Origin of the sequence: Verticiella sediminum (genome assembly GCF_007558815.1) — a bacterium.
Lineage (GTDB): Bacteria > Pseudomonadota > Gammaproteobacteria > Burkholderiales > Burkholderiaceae_B > Verticiella > Verticiella sediminum.
Map to the genome: position 1 here is coordinate 82,851 of NZ_VLTJ01000041.1, position 18,643 is coordinate 101,493.

Below are 18,643 nucleotides of genomic sequence, written 5' to 3' on the forward strand. Positions count from 1 at the left end.
TGCCGCCGGGGCGGCGGTCCGGGCCGAAGTCCATCCGCGCGAAGTCCAAGCCGACCAATGCAGCCCCTGGGATGCCCGCGTTCGCATGCATACGAGCCGAACGCTGAGGGCCACGTGGGCCCATCAAAAAAAAAATTGACAACTTGTATGGCACCTAACATAATTGTTAGATGGCTAACAAAACAAGCAGACCTCATCACAGTTCCGTCGGCGCCTGGGCGAAGCGGTGCTATCTGGCCGGCCGTGCCGCGATGGAAGCAATGCTCCGCCCATACGACCTCGGAACGACGCAATGGTACGTGCTGTACCACCTCGCTCACGACGGGCCGACCATGCAGCGCGATCTGGTGAAGGCACTCCAGGTCGAGCGCGCGACCTTGAGCGCGATCATCGGCGTGCTGGTCCGCAAGGGGCTTGTCGAGCAAGCGCCTGATCGTGTTGATCAAAGGCAGAAGCTACTGCGGATGACAGCGGCGGGCACCGAGCTCTGGAAGAAGCTGCCCGATCTCGCGGTCATTCACGACGTGGCGTTCAACGGCATGGATGACACGGCCATCGCCACGGCGGTCCAGGTCCTCCGGAGCGCCACCGAACGACTTGAACATTTCATAGACAGGAGCTGACACATGGCAGTCTTGATGACCGGTGTGACCGGGCTGGTAGGAGCCCGGCTTCTCCCTCGCCTCGTCGAGGCAGGCATCGATTGCCGCGCCCTGGTGCGCGGCGGGAAAGCGGTTCCTGCCGGCGTAACGCCAGTGGAGGGTGATCTCTTTGAACCCTCGACGCTCACGCAAGCCGTGGATGGCATCTCGGACGTCATCCATCTTGCGGCGGTTTTTCGCAGCCAGGACACCGACCTTATCTGGAAGAGCAATCTGGAGGGGACGCGTAACGTCATCGCTGCCGTGAAGGCCCGTGCACCAAAGGCCCGCTTCATCATCGCGAGCACCAGCAACGTCTACGACATGGACAGCCCGCGCCCCGGGCGCGAGGACGATTCGGTCGATCCGAAACATGCTTATCCGGCCAGCAAGGTCGCGGCCGAGAAGGCGTTGCAGGAGAGCGGACTCGATTGGGCCGTGCTCCGCTTTCCCTTCGTCTACGGTGACCGGGATGGTCATCTCGAGGCACTGCCCAAGCATGCGATCGCCGGTAAGTGGCACCCGGCAAAGAGGATCAGCACGATCCACCATCGCGACATCGCCACAGCCATCAGACTTGCCTTGGACGGCGCATTCGACGCTCGCATCGTCAACATTTGCGACGAAGCGCCCACGTCGATCTACGAACTGGCCGAGTTGGTGGGGGCAACTCTGGAGCCATCGTCGGAGCCGCTGGAGAACCCGTGGCACCTGCATGTCGATGGCTCGCTCGCACGCAGCCTCGGCTTTCAGCCCAGCGTGAGAACCGTCTACCAAGCCGTTCGAGAGAAGCTGATGTGATTTTCCTTCGGCAGCGTTCAATGGATGCAATGCCAAGGAAGGTCTGCACAACGTGACGCGAAGCGCTAAGTTGCGTTCGCCTTATGCCATCGGCGACTGGAGGTCCAGGTTGATTGGCGTTGGCGTCGCAGTTGCTGTTGCGGCCGCGCTTTTCGCTGGATGCGGAGCCTTCCGCAACATAATCCTCGGAGACCCACCAGCGCCGCTTTCGCTCGATAGCGTGCGGAGCACCACATCACATGGGACTGGGACGAACGCCTCTGCTCCCGTCGTCGGGCTCGCCCTTGGCGGAGGCGGTTTGCGTGGATACGCGCACATAGGCGTGCTCCAGGCATTCGAGGAGGCTGGAATCGACGTCGAGGTGATCGCCGGCACGTCTGCCGGCGCGGTCATCGGCGCCGCTTACGCCAGTGGCAGAACCGTCGAGGAGATCAAGCAACTGGCAGAAAATCTTGACGTCTCGAGCCTCATCGACTGGAGGCTGAGCACCACCTCGTTCTTGCGCGGGGACGCTCTGGCAAGATGGGCTTCGGACATGGCGCGCAACACGCCCATCGAGAAGATGCCACGCAAGTTCGGCGCAGTCGCGGCGGTACTGGACACCGGCGAGGCGGTTCTTGTCGAGCGGGGCGATGTCGGCATGGCCATTCGGGCGTCGGCGGCAATTCCCGGCAGCATGCCGCCGGTCGAATCCACACGCGGGCCGCTGGTGGACGGCGGCATCTCCAGCCTGGTACCGGTGCGGTTCGCGCGCGCCATGGGCGCTGACGTGGTCATTGGCGTGGATATCTACTGCAACAGCCCGCCGCGAAGTGGCAGCACTTTTCTTGCGACCCTTGCCAGGGTCAGCCGGACGCAGACCTGCCTGCTGAGCAGCGTCGAGATGGCGGAAGCTGACGTGCTCGTTGCGCCGACCGTCGGGATCACCGACATGAGAAGCGCCGCGCAGCGCGAAGCATCGGTTCTGGCAGGGTACCGCGCAGCAAAGGCCGCAATGCCGGCCGTGCTCGACCAGATCAGCGGCCACGCCACGAGCACTATTTGGCCGCTGGCGCCATGATCGGAGGCGCCTGCGGGGTGGCGGTGGCGCGGGTAAAGCTGCCCAGCTCCACGATGCGGGTGAACAGTTGCAGGGATTCGAAGCGATCCATCACGCCTATTGTTGTCTCTGATTGAATTGAGTTGCCAATATGGAAGTATTTATTCCATGGGCAATAAGCAATGAGAATGCATGCGTGGTGGCTAACCCTCTTTCGACAGGCCCCTAAAACCGCAAGCGACGATTCTCGAGATGCCATTGTTTATGAAGACCGCGACCTCGTATTCCAAGTCGTACCCCGCCTATTCCCGCTGGCAGCGCCGCGGGCACCGTTGCGCCCCGGCGAGGATGTGCTGCCCATGACCCGGACCGCAACCTCTGCCTCACGCCTCCCGCGCGCACTTCAATCCCTGTTCAACCTTCGCCGCGAGGAGATCGGGCCGGTGCTGATCGCGGCGCTGTTCTTCTTCTGCGTGCTGACCGCGCTGATGCTGTTGCGGCCTGCGCGCGACGCGCTGGGCATGGAGCGCGGCATCGAGAGCATCCGCTGGCTGTTCATCGGCACCGCGGTGGTGACGCTGGCGGTGAACCCGCTGTTCGGCTGGCTGGTCAGCCGTCTGAAGCGGCTGCAGTTCATCGGCGCGACCTACGGCTTCTTCGTGCTGAGCCTGGTGGGTTTCTGGGCGTTGCTGATGTTCGCACCCGGTGCTGTGGGTCAGCGCAGCGGCCAGGTGTTCTTCGTCTGGTTCAGCGTGTTCAACCTGTTCGTCACCATGGTGTTCTGGGCGCTGCTGGCCGACCGCTTCACCAGCGACCAGGGCAAGCGGCTGTTTGCCCTGATCTCGGTCGGCGGCACACTGGGCGCGATCTTCGGGCCGTGGCTCACCTCGCAACTGGCCCAGCCGCTGGGTACCCCCAGCCTGCTCCTGGTCGCGGGCGGATTCCTGCTGCTGGCCCTCGCCATGGCCTGGCTGCTGGTGCGCGTGGCGCCGGATCGGGCCAGCCCCGACGCGCCCGCCGCCGCGGCCGGACTGGCCAGCGAGGCCGAGCGCATCGGCGGCAGCGCCTGGGCAGGCCTGCGCGCGGTGTTCCGCTCGTCCTACCTGACCGGCATCGCCGGCTACATCCTGCTGATGACCGTGGTCGCGACCTTCGTCTATTTCACCCGCCTGCAGATGGTCGCCGCCGTGTCCGACAGCATGGATGCGCGCGCGGCGCTTCTCGGCAACATCGACATGTGGACGCAGGTCGCGGTGCTGGTCCTGCAACTCACCCTGACCGGGAAGATCATCCAGCGTTTCGGCCTGGGCGTGGCGCTGGCCATCCTGCCGGTAGCCACCGCTCTGGGCTTCATCGGGCTGGCGATCTACGGCTCGTTCGTGGTGCTGATCCTGCTCGAGGCCACCAACCGCGCGGTGCAGCGCGGCATCACCCGGCCGGCGCGCGAAGCGCTGTTCACCGTGGTCGGCCGCGAGGACAAGTACAAGGCCAAGGCCTTCGTCGACACCTTCGTCTACCGCGCCGGCGACGTCGCCGGTGCGCAGACCGAGGGCGCGCTCGGACGGCTGGGGCTGGCGATGGGCGGACTGGTCAGCATCGTCGTGCCGCTGGCGCTGGTCTGGGCCGCGCTGGCGCTGTGGCTGGGCCGCGCGCAGGCGAGGCGCGTGGCAGAGCCACCAGCGAGCACCGTCTGAGCGCTGCGCGCGCGGCATCACCGCACAGCAAAGGTAAACCCCCAACCCACTTGTGAGGACAAGAGAATGATCAACCTACTGCGAATCGAAAACACGCGGGCCACCCGCTCTGGATGGCGTAGCCATCTCGCCGCGCTGGGCGTGCTGTTGAGCTGCACGTTTGCCATGGGCAGCGCGCTGGCGCAGACCGCGCCCAAACCCGACTGGCGTGTGGCCGACATTCCTGCCCAGAATGGCCGCATTTTCCTGGTCACGGGCGGAACCAGCGGCATGGGTTACGAGGATGCCAAGGCCCTGGCCGCTGCGGGTGCCCAGGTCGTGATCGCCGCGCGCAACCCCCAGCGGGGTCAGGAAGCGATCGAACGGATCCAGCAGGAAGTGCCTGGTGCCCAGGTGCAATTCGAAGCCATCGATCTGGCCGACCTGTCGTCGGTCCGGGCACTGGGTCAACGTCTGGGCACCACGCTGCCCCGACTCGATGGCCTGATCAACAACGCGGCCATCATGGCGCCTCCCGAGCGCGGCACGTCCGCGGACGGTCTCGAGATGCAGTTCGCGACCAACTACGCCGGCCACTTCGTCCTGACCGCCGAGCTGTTGCCGCTGCTGCGCAAGAGCGATGCACCTCGCGTCGTAACGTTGTCCAGCATCGCGGTCAACCGCGCCAGCATCAATTTCGACGACCTCCAATCGACGCAGGCCTATGACCCGTACGGGGCCTATGCCCAGTCCAAGCTGGCGGGCCTGATCTTCGCGTTCGAGCTTCAGCGGCGCAGCGAGGCCGAAGGCTGGGGCATCCAGAGCATTGCCGCCCATCCCGGCGTCGCGGTGACCGAACTGGTCGCGCGTGGTCCGGGCTTTGACAGTGAGTTCGGACGCAGTTGGGCCCAGGACCGTGATAACTATCACTCCCCAGCCGAAGGGGCATTGCCCACGCTGTACGCCGCGACCGCGCCCGATGCGCAGGCCGGCGCCTACTACGGACCGACTGGCGAGAACGAACAGCGCGGACCGCTCGGCTTCGCCACGGTGCCTGCCGCTGCCGGGGATGCCGAAGTGGCTGTCCGTCTGTGGACCATCACCGAAGAACTCACCGGCACGCGTTTCCCCTCGCGCGCCCGTTGATCGCATCGGGCACCCGCCGAACGTCGGCCACGTCCTCTGCCGGCACCGGCAATCGAGCGTTCCAGGAGGTCCGGCACAGGAAGCCAACGCATGCCCATCCGGGTGGCGTTGCTTTCCTGTGCGGGGCGTCCCCATGCGCCGCGGTCTGTCCGCCTGCGCGATGAGGACCGGCTGTCAGCAGCAACAGTCCGTGTAACCAAACCGATTCACCGCTTGCGTCCTGGGCGCCGGTGTGCCCAGGAGACCCCATGGTTCGAACCGGAACGTCCGCCCGGCGCGGCCCGAATCCACTGCAAGCGCTATTCAACGTTCGCCGCGAGGAGATCGGGCCGGTACTGGTCGCGGCCCTGTTTTTCTTCTGCGTGCTGACCGCGCTGATGGTGTTGCGGCCCGCGCGCGACGCGCTGGGCATGAACCACGGCATCGAGAGCGTGCGCTGGCTGATCATCGTCACCGCGCTGGTCACGCTGGTGGTGAACCCGCTGTTCGGCTGGCTGGTCAGCCGCCTGAAGCGGCTGCCATTCATCGGCGCGACCTACGGCTTCTGCGTGCTGAGCCTGGTGGGCTTTTGGGCGCTGATGACGTTCGCGCCCGGCGCGATCGGCCGGACCAGCGGCCAGGTGTTCTACGTCTGGTTCAACGTGTTCAACCTGTTCGTCACCATGGTGTTCTGGGCGATGCTGACCGAGCGCTTCACCCATGACCAGGGCAAGCGCAGCTTCGCCGTGATCTCGATCGGCGGCACGCTGGGCGCGATCTTCGGCCCGTGGCTCACCTCGCAACTGGCCGGACCGCTGGGCACGCCCAACCTGCTGTTGGTCGCCGGCGGCTTCTTACTGCTGGGCGTGCTGTGCGCCTGGCGACTGCTGTGGATCCCGCACGACCGCGCCACCGACACTGGCGTCGCCACCTCGCCGCGCGCGGACGAGTCCGAGCGTATCGGCGGCAGCGCCTGGGCTGGCATCCGCTCGGTGTTCCGGTCTCGCTACCTGATCGGCGTCGCCGGCTACGTGATGCTGATGGCGGTGATGGTGACCTTCGTGTACTTCACCCGTTTGCAGATGGTCGCCGCGATCGCCGACGACATCGACGCGCGAGCCGCAATTCTGGGCAGGATCGACATGTGGACGCATGTCGCGGTGCTGGCGCTGCAGCTCACCCTGGCCGGACAGATCATCCAGCGCTTTGGTCTGGGCGTCACGCTGGCGATTCTGCCGGTGGCCACCGCGCTCGGCTTCATCGGGCTGGCCATCTACGGTTCCTTCGTCGTGCTGGTGCTGCTGGAGGCCGCGACCCGCGCAGTGCAGCGCGGCATCATCCAGCCCGCACGCGAGATGCTGTTCACCGTGGTCGAGCGCGAGGACAAGTACAAGGCCAAGGCCTTCATCGACACCTTCGTCTACCGCGCCGGCGACGTGGTGGGTGCGCAGACCGAGGGCGCGCTGGGCCGGCTGGGACTGGCGCTGGGGGGCCTGGTCAGCGTGGCCCTGCCGCTGGCCCTGGCGTGGGTGGTGCTCGCCTTGTGGTTGGGGCGCGCGCAGCTCTCTCAATGAACAGCACGGACTGCTGAGAACCCAGGATCCCCAACATAGCCATTGATGCCAAACGCACCACCTTCAAGAACAGCGACATCGACCTCGACCTCGTCGGCGCGGTCGCGGCCCGGCTGAAGCCATCCAGTTCCACGATGCGGGTAAACAGATGCCAGGAAGCGAAGCGATCCATGTCCCCTATTGTTGTTTTTGGTTGAATTTATATGGCAATAAATAGATATTTATCCCATTGAAGCAAACAAGCAGAATGTGCTCCACGGGTATTTCGCCCGCTTTCGATCCGGAGCACCCCATGAACGCAAACACAGCACCCAAGGCCGCCATCGTCACCGGCGCCTCCCGCGGCATCGGCCGGGCCATCGCCCTGCGCCTGGCCGCCGACGGCTTCGCTGTCACCGTCAACTACGCCGGCAACGCCGCCAAGGCCCAGGAAACCGTCACCGCCATCGAAGCGGCCGGCGGCAAGGCCATCGCGATCCAGGGCGACGTCGGCAATCCGGTCGACGTGGCCGCACTGTTCGAAGGCGCCAGGCGGGCCTTCGGCCGCATCGACGTGGTGGTCAACAGCGCCGGCATCATGCCCATGGCGCCGATCAACGAAGCCAGCCTGGCCGACTTCGACAAGGTCATCGCCACCAACCTGCGCGGCGCGTTCCTGGTGTTGGGCCAGGCCGCCGCGAACCTCGGCGAAGGCGGCCGGATCATCGCGCTGTCCACCAGTGTGATCGCCAAGTCGTTCCCGTCCTATGGGCCCTACATCGCCTCGAAGGCCGGCGTCGAGGGTCTGGTCCACGTGCTCGCCAACGAACTGCGCGGCCGCGGCATTACCGTCAATGCCGTCGCCCCGGGTCCGGTCGGCACCGAGTTGTTCTTCAACGGCAAGACGCCCGAGCAGATCGCGCAGCTTTCCAGGCTCGCACCGCTGGAGCGGCTGGGCACGCCGGAGGACATCGCCGGCGTGGTGTCCTTCCTGGCCGGCCCGGACGGCGGGTGGGTCAACTCGCAGGTGCTGCGCGCCAACGGCGGCTTCGCCTGAGCCCCACCAGGAGAATCCCATGAGCCAAGTCATCCTGATCACCGGTGCCTCCAGCGGCTTCGGTGCGATGAGCGCCCGCGCGCTGGCCGATGCCGGCCATACCGTCTATGCCAGCATGCGCGATACCGTCGGGCGCAACGCCGCGCAGGTCGAGGCCGTCGATGCCTATGCAACGGATCGCAACGTCCGGTTGCAAGCCATCGAACTCGATGTGCAGTCGCAGCCCTGCGCCGATGCGGCGATCGAGCGCATCGTCGCCGAGCAGGGCCGCCTGGATGTCGTGATCCACAACGCCGGACACATGGTGTTCGGCGCCGCCGAGGCGTTCACGCCGGAACAGTACGCGCAGTTGTACGACGTCAACGTGCTCGGCACGCAGCGGGTCAACCGCGCCGCGCTGCCGCAACTGCGCAAGCAGGGCAAGGGCCTGCTGTTGTGGGTCGGCAGCAGCAGCCATCGTGGCGGCACGCCGCCGTACCTCGCCCCGTACTTCGCGGCGAAGGCGGCGATGGACGCGGTGGCGGTCAGCTATGCCGGCGAGCTGGCGCGCTGGGGCATCGAGACCAGCATCATCCTGCCGGGTGCCTTCACCCAGGGCACCAACCACTTCCTGCATGCCGGCAAGCCGGCCGATGAAGCGCGCCAGGCCGAGTACGACGACGGCCCCTACCGGGGCCTTGCCGAGGATGTACTGAAGAACCTGGCCGCCTGCGAGCCGCCGGATGCGGATCCGGCCAGCGTCGCCCGCGCCATCGTCGAGGTGGTCGATACGCCGTTCGGTCGCCGACCGTTCCGTGTGCACATCGACCCGTCCGACGACGGTTGCACGGTGGTGGCTGCGGTCGCCGACCGCATCCGCGCCGAGTTCCTGCGTCGTATCCAACTGGGCGACCTGCTGGCGCCGCGCATCCATCCGGAGGCGTCTCATGTCGGCTAAGAACTCCTGGGGCAAGCATCTGCGGATCGTGGCGGGTGAATCGGTTGTGGCCTCGTCGGCCGCAACCTTCAGTGCGCTGGCGCTGGAACTGCCGATATGGGCGATGTTCATCGGCTGGATTGCCTTCTTCACCCGGGGCCTCAACTTCAAGGCGGGACTGGTCAACCTGGGCTGCGTGCTGATCGGTCTGGTGCTGGGCATTGGCGCCGCCTACCTTCAAGGCGTGCTCGGCCCGTACCTGGGCGCGTATGCGATCACCGCGGTCGTGCTGGCGATCACCGCGGCCGCGCTGTCGCTGGCCCGGCTGCCAGTCTTCAACAACCTGCTCGGTTTCTTCCTTGGTTTGGTGTCGTACTTCGCCTCGCACCTGCCGCCGACGCTGGGCAGTTTCGCCAGCCTCGGCGTGGCCGCCGCGATCGGCATCGCCGCCGGTTTCCTGGCCCATGCCTGGGCGCATCGGGTCAACGCGATCCGTCCTGCCAGTTCGGCGTCCTGACCCGACTTCGCCTTTTCACAGACCACTTTCTCCAGGGAGAAACCGCCATGCCGTTCGCCAACGACAAGTTCACGGAAGGAATCCTGGACCATGCCAAGAAGGGAAAGGCTTGACACAGGCACTTTCTTGCCGCCGGGCCGTTCCAAGGTAAAAAAAAAGTCCCCCTTGGGGCAGCGCCCCCCGGACGGACGGCCGCATCCGGGCAAACCCGGGGCTCGCCAGCGAACGGGCAAGCGCGTATCTTTACCGCCCATGCAGAGCCCTTCGCCGCCCCTTCCGCTCGTCAGCCGCAGCCGGCGCTTCGCCTGCATGCTGTATGAGGCCGTTCTCCTCTTCGGCGTGGTCTTCATCGCCGACTACCTCTTCGATACGCTCACCCAGAGCACCCATGCGCTCATGCTGCGGCCCTGGCGCCAGGCCTGGCTGTTCGTGGTGATCGGCGCGTACTTCGTGCTGAGCTGGCGGCGCGGCCAGACCCTGCCGATGAAAACCTGGAACATCCGGCTGGTGGACGGCGACGGAACGCCGCCCGGGCTCGCGCGCAGCATCGCCCGCTACGTGCTCGCCTGGCTGCCGGTGCTGCTGGGCGCGGCGCTGGTAGCTCTGGTGCGCTGGGCGACTGGCTGGCCTGGCGTGCTCTCGCTGGTCGTGTTCGCCCCCATGGCCCTGTTCGTGTGGTCGTGGATCGATCGCCAGGGCCAGTTCCTGCACGACCGCCTGCTCGGCACGCGCCTGGTGAGCGACGAGCGCTGAGCCCGGCGGGGGCGGCAGCGCCGCGGCAACGCCGGCCGGCTCCGGGGCCTTGCAGTTCACCCGCTGCTGGGCAATGATTGTGTGTTGCATGCAGGGACGCCCCGATGAATGACGCATTCGCCCAGTATCAGGCCCTCTACAGCCAATACCGCTGGCTCGTCCCGACCCGCTTCAACATCGCCGAGGCGTGCTGCCGCCGCTGGGCGGAGAACGCCGCCGAGGCCCGGCGCATCGCCGTCTTTGCCGAAGAGGCCGACGGCGCGCGCGATATCTGGACCTTCGAGCGCCTCTACCAGACGGCCAACCGGCTCTCCCACGGGCTGCTGCGCATGGGCCTGCAGCGCGGCGATCGCGTCGCCGTCATCCTGCCGCAGCGCGGCGAGGCGCTCGCCGCGCAGTTCGCCATCCAGCAGGCCGGCGCAGTCCACGTCCCCCTCTCGCCGCAGCTTGCCCCAGACGCACTCGAAGCGCGCCTGCGCGACAGCGAAGCGCACATCGCCATCGTCGATGCCAGCAGCCGCATCACGCTGGCGACCATCCTGCACCGCTGTCCGGCGCTGCAACAGATCATCGGCATCGGCTTTGCCGACGAGCACACCCTGGCCTGGCGCAGCCTGCTCGCGCGCCAGGAAGACCGCTTTACACCGGTGGACACCGCCGCCACCGACCCCGCCCTGCTGCTCTACACCGCGGGCACCACCGGCCCGCCGCGCGGCGCGCTGCACGCGCACGCCGCCCTGATCGGTGCGCTGCCGGGCTTCGTGGCCGGCCAGGACTGGTTTCCGCAAGGGGGCGATTCGCTGTGGTCGGCGTTCGACTGGGCCAGCCCGGGCGGCCTGCTCGGCGGCGTCCTGCCGACGCTCTATTTCGGTCGTCCGCTGCTCGCCGCCCAAGGGCGTATCACGCCGGCACGCACGCTCGAGCTGCTCGGCCGCTACCGCATCCGCTGCGCAGTCCTGTCCCCTTCGCTGCTCGCCGGGTTGATGCAGGCCGACATCCCGCTCGGCGCCCCGCTTGCCCTGCGCAGCATCATGTGCACCGGCGACCCCCTCGACCCGGCCGTGAACGCCTGGTGCGCCCGGGTGCTGGGCGTGCAGCCCAACGAGATGTTCGGCCAGGCCGAGACCGGCTTCGTGCTCGGCAACAGCCGGCACAAGTGGCCGGTGCGGCCCGGCAGCCTGGGGCTCCCGATCCCGGGGCACCGGGTGGAAGTCATCGACGAACACGGCGCGCCCGCGGCGACGGGCGAGATCGGCGAGCTGGCGGTCCACCGCCTCGACCCGGCAGGCGAGCCGGACCCGGCCATGTTCCTGCGCTACTGGGGCCAGGACGAGAACGCCACGCCCGCGGCCTGGGTGCGCACCGGCGACCTGGCGCGCCGCGACGCCGACGGCTACCTGTGGCACGAAGGACGCGCCGAAGACGTGTTCCGCGCCGACGGCCACCGCATCGGCCCGGGCAACATCGAGAACTGGCTGCGCCACCACCCCGCGGTCGCGGCCGCGGCGATCGTGCCCAAGCCGGACGCCGCCCACGGCGCCATCGTCAAGGCCTACGTCGTGCTCGCCCCCACCTACGTCGGCCAGGCGCAGAGCTACCTGGTCGAAGCCCTGCAGAACCACGCCCGCGAACGTCTGGCGCCCTACGAGAACCCGCAGGAGATCGAGTTCGTCGATACGTTGCCGACCAGCGCCACCGGGGCCATCCAGCGCGGCGTACTGCGCCAGCGCGAGCGCGACCGGGCCGCACGGCGCAGCCGCGGCGTGCGCTGACCTGTCGGCCCGCCCTCCCCGCACGGCGGGCTGGGTACAATGGACGCCAGCTTGGCGGAGCGGTGCAACGCGGTGCGCGGCAACCGTGCCCGTGCCAGCCGCAGCCCTTGTCATCGACGGAAACGCCACCATTGAAGATGGGATGCAGCGCCCACCCGCGCACCCACGGCGGGCGGCGCCGGCTCGGCCGGCGTGCGGGCCGTCATCCGATCGACACACCCGCCAGCGGCGCCACGAGGCGCCGTCCGATGCAAGACGCAGCGCGCCTTCGCGGCAGGCCGGCGCCGCCATCCGCCCGCCGCGAGCGGCCCGCTCGTCCGCGAGGCATCCGATTCCTTCGCCCGCCGCGCATCGGCGGGCCTACCTCCGACCGCCCATGTCTGACCAGCTCACCAAATACCTGTTCGCGGACCAGAGCGTCCGCCTCGAAACCGTCACCCTCGAGAACACTTGGCGTGACATCCAGGGCACGCACGACTATCCGCCCGCAGTGCGCCGGCTGCTCGGCGACCTGGTCGCCGCCAGCGCCCTGCTCTCGGCCAACCTGAAGTTCGACGGCTCGCTGGTCATGCAGATCCAGGGCGACGGCGACGTCCGGCTGGTGGTGGTCGAATGCCGCGCCAACCTGGAGATGCGCGCCACGGTCAAGATGCGCGAGGGCGCGAGCTTCGACGACGCGGCCGACCTGCAGGCGCTCGTCAACCCGGGTGGCAAGGGCCGTTTCATCGTGGTGCTCGACCCCCGCGGCCGGCAAGCCGGACAGCAGCCCTACCAGGGTGTGGTCCCCCTGCAGGGTACGAACGTGGCCGAGGCGCTGGAGCATTACATGGCCGCGTCCGAGCAGTTGCAGACGCGGCTCTGGCTGGCCACCGACGACCATCGCGCTGCCGGCCTTCTGCTGCAACGGCTGGCCCGCGAGGGCGGCAAGCCGGCCAGCGAAGGCGCGGTCCTCGAAGAGGACACCTGGGAGCGCGCCGAGCAGTTGGCGCAGACCATCAAGCAGGAGGAACTGCTGACGCTGACGGCACCGACGCTCGTGCACCGGCTCTTCTGGGAGGAAGACCTCACGATGTTCGAGCCGATGACGCCGCGCTTTCATTGCGGCTGTTCGCGCGAGAAGGTGGCCGACGCGCTGCGCATGCTGGGCGTGCAGGAGGTCGAGTCCATCCTCGAGGAACAAGGCCGGGTCGAAGTGAAGTGCGACTATTGCGGCGCGGCCTACCATTTCGACGCCGTGGACGCCGCCGAGCTCTTTGCCAACGACAACCCGGTACAGGCGCGTCACCAGAGCTCGAGCACGCACTGAGCGCGGCACACCCGGCGCTCTCGCCAGCGCGTCGGGCCCTGCGGCGCGATCCGGGCCGCGACGCGGCGGGGTGCGATTTCGTTAAAGGTCGGGACGAAAGGCCAAGCCGGCCGGATAGAGAAAATCGTCGCCTGCCTCCGCGATCCGGCACGATTCGATCGCGCCCTGCCTGTCGAGGCGGCACTCGGCCAGCGAATGATTGCCCAGGTTCGACACATAGGCGAGGCGCCCGTTGAGCGCGATGCTCAACGGCAGGCTCAGCGTCTGCGGATTGACATAGCGCGCGCAGCTCTCCAGCCGCCCGGCCGCTCCCACCGCGCAGGTAACGACCGAGCTGTCGCCGAGGTTGGTGATGTAGAGCCGCCCACCCTCATGCGCCATGCCGGTGGGGCGGCTGAGCAGGCCGGCGGCTTCCTGCTTGCTGCAGGCGGCCAATTCGCCGACCGAACTCAAGAGGCACGCGGCCACCGAATTGTCGCGCTGGTTGGCGACGAACACGAAGCGCCCGCCGGCGGCCACGCCGGCCGGACCGGCGAACGCGTCATACCCGCTCGCGCGCGCACACTGGGTGACGTCGCCGTCACGGCCGAGTGCGCAAATGGCCAGCGTATCGTCGAGCTGGCTGATGTACATGCGGCCCGACGACGCCGCCATGCCGTACGGGGCCGCCAGGCGCTGTCCCGCCGCCGTGGGCTCGCAGGCCCACAACGCGCCGCTGCCGTCCATGTGGCATTGCGTCAGGCTGTCGTTGCCCAGATTCATGATGTAGGCATGTTCGGCCCAGAGCGCCAGGCCGCCGGGGTCGGCCAGCAGCGACGCGGCCGCGGCCAGGCACGGCGCTATGGCCCCGGACGCTTCGACGCGGCAGGTGAGGACGGTCGCGCTCGTGCTGGCGATGACCAGATGGCCCGCCCGGGTGCCACCCGAGTCCATGGCGTCGCTGCAACTCGCCAGCATGCATACTGCCGAAGCGGCCAGCCTGCCGCCCAGGCGGCGCGCGACGAGGAGCAAATCCGTTGGCAAGGTTCGACGCACCAGCTCGCTGCTATCAAAAAAATAACGAAACGAAACAAGAATAATCCAAATCTGATGGATAGGCAGACACTGCGATGCTGCGCTGCCTCGGTCTCGAACGAATTTCTGCAACAATTTTGAGCAATGATAGTAAGCGTCTGATTTGCAAAGGCCTTTTCGAGTTTTTCGGAAACAACCCCCAGGTTTGTCCACGGATGCAGGGGAAAACCTCGAGCGGAAGACGCCGGCAGCGCGCCGGCCGCTAGGTCAGCCACCGCAAAAGCACGCGTTCGCAGCGCTGCCTGCGTTTTGAGCACGCAAGACAAGGTGTTGATCTGTAATAAAAATCTCACAATCTCCCGGGTCGGTCCCCAAACTTATCCACGGCAGTTGGGGAAAACCCGTCGGCACGGCTGGCCGCCTACGTTTTGAGCAGCTACCTTGCGTTGCCTGTTTTCGACGCAGTTGGCGCAAAACGTTACGGAATGCGGCTTTGCGGCAGCTTTCCGCAGCTAGTCCCCAGGGTTGTCCACTGCTTGCGGGGATAACTTCGGCCATCGAGGCCGGCCCTGCGCCGGGATACCGGATGCGCCGCGTCCACCCTGCGCCGCGAACGTAAGCACAAGCCACACTGGCGGGCAGCCGGTCCGCTGCGGCACAGTGCGGCCATGGCCTGTCTTCCCAAGCATCGTCCGGCCCGCGGCGCGGCTGGCGCCGAACTCCTCCTGGCCGCCGTGCCCCTGCTCCTGGCCGGCATGGCCACGGTGGAACTCGCGCACTGGCAGCTCACCCGCGTGGCCGTGCGCCATGCGCTGTACGAAGCGGCCCGCGCCGGCGCCACCCAGGGCGCGGACGCACAGGCCATTGCGCATGCCTTCCAGCGCGCCCTGCTGCCGATCGCAGGCGGGGCCGGGCCGGCCGGCGTACCGACCTGGCGCATCGACCGTCTATCGCCGACAGCGGCCCATTTCGCCGACTTCGGCCGCAGATCGCCGCAAGGCGGCCGGGAAATGGCGCACGACTACCAGGCCGAGCGCCGGGCGCACGACATGGCCTCGGGCTGGCCGCAAGGCCAGGGCCCCCGTTCACACGAGGACATCCATGCTGCGAACACTCTCGTGCTGGAGGCCGTCCATCTGCACCCTCCGCTCATGCCGGGCATGAGCGCCCTGCTGCGCCGGCTGCCGGTGGGCGAGCCGTCCGATGCCGTGCAGGCCAGCCGCCGCGCGCTGGGCTGGTTCGCAGTGCGCGCACGCGTCGCCCTGCCGATGCAGTCGGCCGCCCGGGAAGCGGCCGCTGCGAGCGTCAGCGGGCCCTCCGCCACGGTGCCGCCTCCGGCATCGGCGCCGCCGTCGAGCGCGCCCGACGAGGCTTGCGCGGGCCTCTGGTGCATCGAGCACGGCAGGCCGCCCCCGGATGCCGGGCAGCCCGCGATGCCGGCACCGGACGCGACGCCCGCCCCGCCCCGCGCGCCGCCGGACGCCGGCGAGGCTTGCGGCGTGATCCTCTGCTGCGCGCCATAGGCAGCACCGCGGCGGGCGCCATGGACCAAACCGCGCGGCCGCGCAGCCATGCGCCTGCGATATGCTACGGTCAGCCGCTTCGAGGAGTCGCCATGGCCGTCAACCGCGTCAGAGTCTGGGATCTGCCCCTGCGCCTCTTTCATTGGGCGCTGGCCGTCTGCGTGACCGGCTCGCTGGTCACGGCGACACTGGGCGGCTTCTGGATGGACTACCACCTGCTGTTCGGCTATGTGGCGCTCGGCCTGATCAGCTTTCGGCTGGTCTGGGGTTGCATCGGCCCCGCGACCGCCCGCTTCACGAATTTCGTGCGCGGCCCGCGGGCCATCCTGGCCTACCTGCGCTCAGGTCCGGAAACGGCGCCCTACGGCCACAACCCGCTGGGCGGGTGGTCGGTGCTGGCGATGCTCTGTGTGCTCGGCGTCCAGGCCGTCACCGGGCTCTTCGCGGATGACGGCATCTTCACGCAGGGCCCCTTGGCCGCGCGGGCCAGCCCCGGCACCGTGGACTTCCTGACGGGTTGGCACCTGCGCCTGGAGCCCGTGATCTACACCCTGCTCGGCCTGCATCTGGCCGCCGTCGCCTGGCACAGCCTGGTCCGGCGCCATCCGCTGGTGCGGGCCATGATCACCGGGGAGCGGCCCGACACGCCGGGCCGGGACGTGCCACCGACGCAAGACGACGCCCGCGTGCGGCTGCGCGCCGCCATCGTGGCGGCGATCTGCGCAGCCAGCGTGGCCGGGGTGGTGGCGCTGGGCGGCAGCAGCCTGTAAAGGGGGCACCAATTCAGCGGCGCTGGCGGAAATCCTGGTGGCAGGCCTTGCAACTGGCCGCCACGTCGCCGTAGGCGGCGCGTATCGTGTCGAAATCTCCCTCGCCGGCCACCTGGGATAGACGCCCCATGCTTTGCTGGAAGTTCTTGAGCGCCGCCTCGAAGCGCGCCGAATCCTTCCACACGGCGGGTTGGGCGTTGCCGCCTTCAGCGCCGTCGGCAAAACCGCGCCAGGGCAGCGTAGCCAGGGTGCGCAGCACGGCAACCTCCTGCTGCACGGCGGCCGCATCGAACGTGGCGCGCCCGCGCATCACCGGCGCCAGCCCGTTGAAATGCGCGCCCATCAGGCGCAGCGCAGCCTGCCGGTAGGCGACGGCCTCCTGGGTGTTGTCGAATTGCGGCTCGGCGAAGGCGATGGGCGCGGCGGCTGCCAGCGCCAGCGTACAGGCCGTCAGCACGCGGGCGGAACGGATCATGGGGAACCTCCTGGACGGACAAAAAAAACCCCACGCTGCGCCGTCGGCTTCGCTGCCCCCAAGGGGGCGCGTTTTTGCCTCGGGGCGGCCCAGCGGCAAAAAAAAGCCCCCACGCTGCGCCGTCGGCTTCGCTGCCCCCCAAGGGGGCGCGTTTTTGCCTCGGGGCGGCCCAGCGGCAAAAAACAACGCACATGCGACTTGCCATGTGCGTTTCAAAAGATAACAGCACCGCGCGTCGCGGGCAATGACCCGCGGCGGGGGTTGGCCGTCAAACCTCGCGGGCGAGCTTGGCGGCCAGGCCGATGTAGGTGCGCGGCGTGAGCGCGAGCAGGCGGTCGCGGGCCTCGGTGGGCAGTTCCAGCCCGGCGACGAACTCGCGCAGCGCCGATTCGGTGATGCCCTTGCCGCGCGTGAGCTCCTTCAGGCGCTCGTAGGGCTGGGGCAGGCCGTAGCGCCGCATCACCGTCTGTACCGGCTCGGCCAGCACTTCCCAGCAGGCGTCGATGTCGGCATCGATGGCCGCGGCGTTGATCTCGAGTTTGCCCAGGCCGCGCAGGCAGGCATCGTAGGCGACCAGGCTGTAGCCGAAAGCCACGCCCAGGTTGCGCAGCACGGTGGAATCGGTGAGATCGCGCTGCCAGCGCGAGATCGGTAGCTTGTCCGACAGGTGGCGCAGGGTGGCGTTGGCCAGGCCCAGGTTGCCCTCGGAGTTCTCGAAGTCGATCGGGTTGACCTTGTGCGGCATGGTGGACGAGCCGACCTCGCCCTCCTTCAGGCGCTGCTTGAAGTAGCCGAGCGCGATGTAACCCCAGACGTCGCGGTTCAGGTCGAGCAGGATGACGTTGGCGCGCGCCACGGCGTCGAAGAGCTCGGCCATCCAGTCGTGCGGCTCGATCTGGATGGTGTGCCGGTTCTGGGTGAGGCCCAGGCCGCTCAGCACCTTGCCCGCCAGCGTTTCCCAGTCGATCTCGGGATAGGCCGAGAGGTGCGCGTTGAAGTTGCCGGTGGCGCCGTTGAGCTTGGCGAGCGGTTTGACTTCGGCAATCGCTTCGATCGCCCGCTTGAGCCGCGCGGCCACGTTGGCGAATTCCTTGCCCATGGTCGAGGGCGTGGCCGGCTGGCCGTGCGTGCGCGACAGCAGCGGCTGCTCGGCATGGGCATGCGCCAGCTCGGCCAGCCGGGCGTGGACCTGGCGCAGCGCCGGCAGCAGTGCCTGTTCGCGCGCCGCGCTCAGCATCAGGGCATGCGAGGTGTTGTTGATGTCTTCCGAGGTGCAGGCGAAGTGGATGAATTCGGCCGCCTTGGCGAGCTCGTCGTGCCCGGCCACCTTTTCCTTGAGCCAGTACTCGACGGCCTTCACGTCATGGTTGGTAACGCGCTCGATCTCCTTGATGCGCGCGGCGTCGTTCTCGGAAAACTCGGCCACGAGACGCTCGAGCAGCCCGCGGGCCTCGGCCGAGAAGGCGGGCAGCTCGGGCAGGCCGGCATCGGCCAGGGCGATCAGCCAGGCGATCTCGACCTTGACGCGGTGGTGCATGAAACCCGCTTCGGACAGCAGCGGGCGCAGGGCGTCGCCACGCCCGGCGTAGCGCCCGTCCAGCGGCGACAAGGCATTGAGGGTGGTGAGCGTGGCGGCGATTTGCATGGCTTAAGACGCGTAAAGCTAGAGAAATAAAAGGAAAGTTTACCATTGCGTCCGGCGGGAGCA

Annotated in this window: 17 protein-coding genes; 14 read left to right on the forward strand and 3 right to left on the reverse strand. The window is 67.8% G+C overall.

Features of this window, described 5'->3' with window-relative positions; genetic code table 11:
• The first annotated feature begins 170 nt into the window (after positions 1-170).
• The 12 genes from FOZ76_RS24005 to hslO all read left to right on the forward strand — a co-directional run bounded on the left by FOZ76_RS24005 (position 171) and on the right by hslO (position 13,153).
• Positions 171-623, forward strand: coding sequence for a MarR family winged helix-turn-helix transcriptional regulator (locus FOZ76_RS24005; protein ID WP_143950825.1), 453 nt, complete (start codon positions 171-173; stop codon positions 621-623).
• Between the two features lie 3 nt (positions 624-626).
• Positions 627-1,442, forward strand: a complete 816-nt coding sequence (locus FOZ76_RS24010) for an NAD-dependent epimerase/dehydratase family protein (protein WP_143950826.1) — start codon at positions 627-629, stop codon at positions 1,440-1,442.
• Between the two features lie 220 nt (positions 1,443-1,662).
• Complete coding sequence (locus FOZ76_RS24015) at positions 1,663-2,502, forward strand: patatin-like phospholipase family protein (RefSeq protein ID WP_281283033.1); 840 nt, start codon at positions 1,663-1,665, stop codon at positions 2,500-2,502.
• 338 nt (positions 2,503-2,840) lie between these two features.
• On the forward strand, positions 2,841-4,175 hold the full coding sequence (locus FOZ76_RS24020; protein WP_143950828.1) for an NTP/NDP exchange transporter: 1,335 nt from the start codon (positions 2,841-2,843) through the stop codon (positions 4,173-4,175).
• 66 nt (positions 4,176-4,241) lie between these two features.
• Positions 4,242-5,300, forward strand: coding sequence for an SDR family oxidoreductase (locus FOZ76_RS24025; protein WP_143950829.1), 1,059 nt, complete (start codon positions 4,242-4,244; stop codon positions 5,298-5,300).
• 248 nt (positions 5,301-5,548) lie between these two features.
• On the forward strand, positions 5,549-6,853 hold the full coding sequence (locus FOZ76_RS24030) for an NTP/NDP exchange transporter (RefSeq protein ID WP_143950830.1): 1,305 nt from the start codon (positions 5,549-5,551) through the stop codon (positions 6,851-6,853).
• A 292-nt stretch (positions 6,854-7,145) separates the two neighbouring features.
• Entirely contained in the window at positions 7,146-7,889 is a 744-nt protein-coding gene (locus FOZ76_RS24035; RefSeq protein ID WP_143950831.1) for an SDR family oxidoreductase, read from the forward strand.
• Between the two features lie 19 nt (positions 7,890-7,908).
• A complete protein-coding gene (locus FOZ76_RS24040) occupies positions 7,909-8,826 on the forward strand; it encodes an SDR family oxidoreductase (protein WP_143950832.1) in 918 nt (305 codons plus the stop codon).
• A gap of 28 nt (positions 8,827-8,854) precedes the next feature.
• Positions 8,855-9,322, forward strand: a complete 468-nt coding sequence (locus tag FOZ76_RS24045; RefSeq protein ID WP_246129743.1) for a DUF1097 domain-containing protein — start codon at positions 8,855-8,857, stop codon at positions 9,320-9,322.
• A 252-nt stretch (positions 9,323-9,574) separates the two neighbouring features.
• Entirely contained in the window at positions 9,575-10,075 is a 501-nt protein-coding gene (locus FOZ76_RS24050; RefSeq protein ID WP_143950833.1) for an RDD family protein, read from the forward strand.
• Positions 10,076-10,179: 104 nt separating this feature from the next.
• Positions 10,180-11,847: an acetate--CoA ligase gene (locus FOZ76_RS24055; RefSeq protein ID WP_143950834.1), complete on the forward strand. Its 1,668-nt coding sequence runs from the start codon at positions 10,180-10,182 to the stop codon at positions 11,845-11,847.
• A gap of 376 nt (positions 11,848-12,223) precedes the next feature.
• Positions 12,224-13,153 carry an Hsp33 family molecular chaperone HslO gene (gene hslO / locus FOZ76_RS24060; RefSeq protein ID WP_143950835.1) on the forward strand — a complete coding sequence of 310 codons (930 nt, stop codon included), beginning with the start codon at positions 12,224-12,226 and terminating at the stop codon, positions 13,151-13,153.
• 81 nt (positions 13,154-13,234) lie between these two features.
• On the opposite strand, the gene FOZ76_RS24065 is transcribed toward hslO, so the two are convergent.
• Positions 13,235-14,299, reverse strand: coding sequence for a YncE family protein (locus FOZ76_RS24065; RefSeq protein WP_143950836.1), 1,065 nt, complete (start codon positions 14,297-14,299; stop codon positions 13,235-13,237).
• A 536-nt stretch (positions 14,300-14,835) separates the two neighbouring features.
• Between FOZ76_RS24065 and FOZ76_RS27640 the strand changes: the two genes are divergently transcribed.
• Entirely contained in the window at positions 14,836-15,690 is an 855-nt protein-coding gene (locus tag FOZ76_RS27640; protein WP_170235611.1) for a type 1 periplasmic-binding domain-containing protein, read from the forward strand.
• 92 nt (positions 15,691-15,782) lie between these two features.
• Complete coding sequence (locus FOZ76_RS24080) at positions 15,783-16,460, forward strand: cytochrome b/b6 domain-containing protein (RefSeq protein ID WP_143950838.1); 678 nt, start codon at positions 15,783-15,785, stop codon at positions 16,458-16,460.
• 13 nt (positions 16,461-16,473) lie between these two features.
• Here FOZ76_RS24080 and FOZ76_RS24085 read toward each other — a convergent pair whose 3' ends face one another.
• On the reverse strand, positions 16,474-16,935 hold the full coding sequence (locus tag FOZ76_RS24085; protein ID WP_143950839.1) for a c-type cytochrome: 462 nt from the start codon (positions 16,933-16,935) through the stop codon (positions 16,474-16,476).
• A gap of 268 nt (positions 16,936-17,203) precedes the next feature.
• On the reverse strand, positions 17,204-18,580 hold the full coding sequence (gene purB / locus FOZ76_RS24090; protein WP_143950840.1) for an adenylosuccinate lyase: 1,377 nt from the start codon (positions 18,578-18,580) through the stop codon (positions 17,204-17,206).
• Positions 18,581-18,643 lie beyond the last annotated feature (63 nt).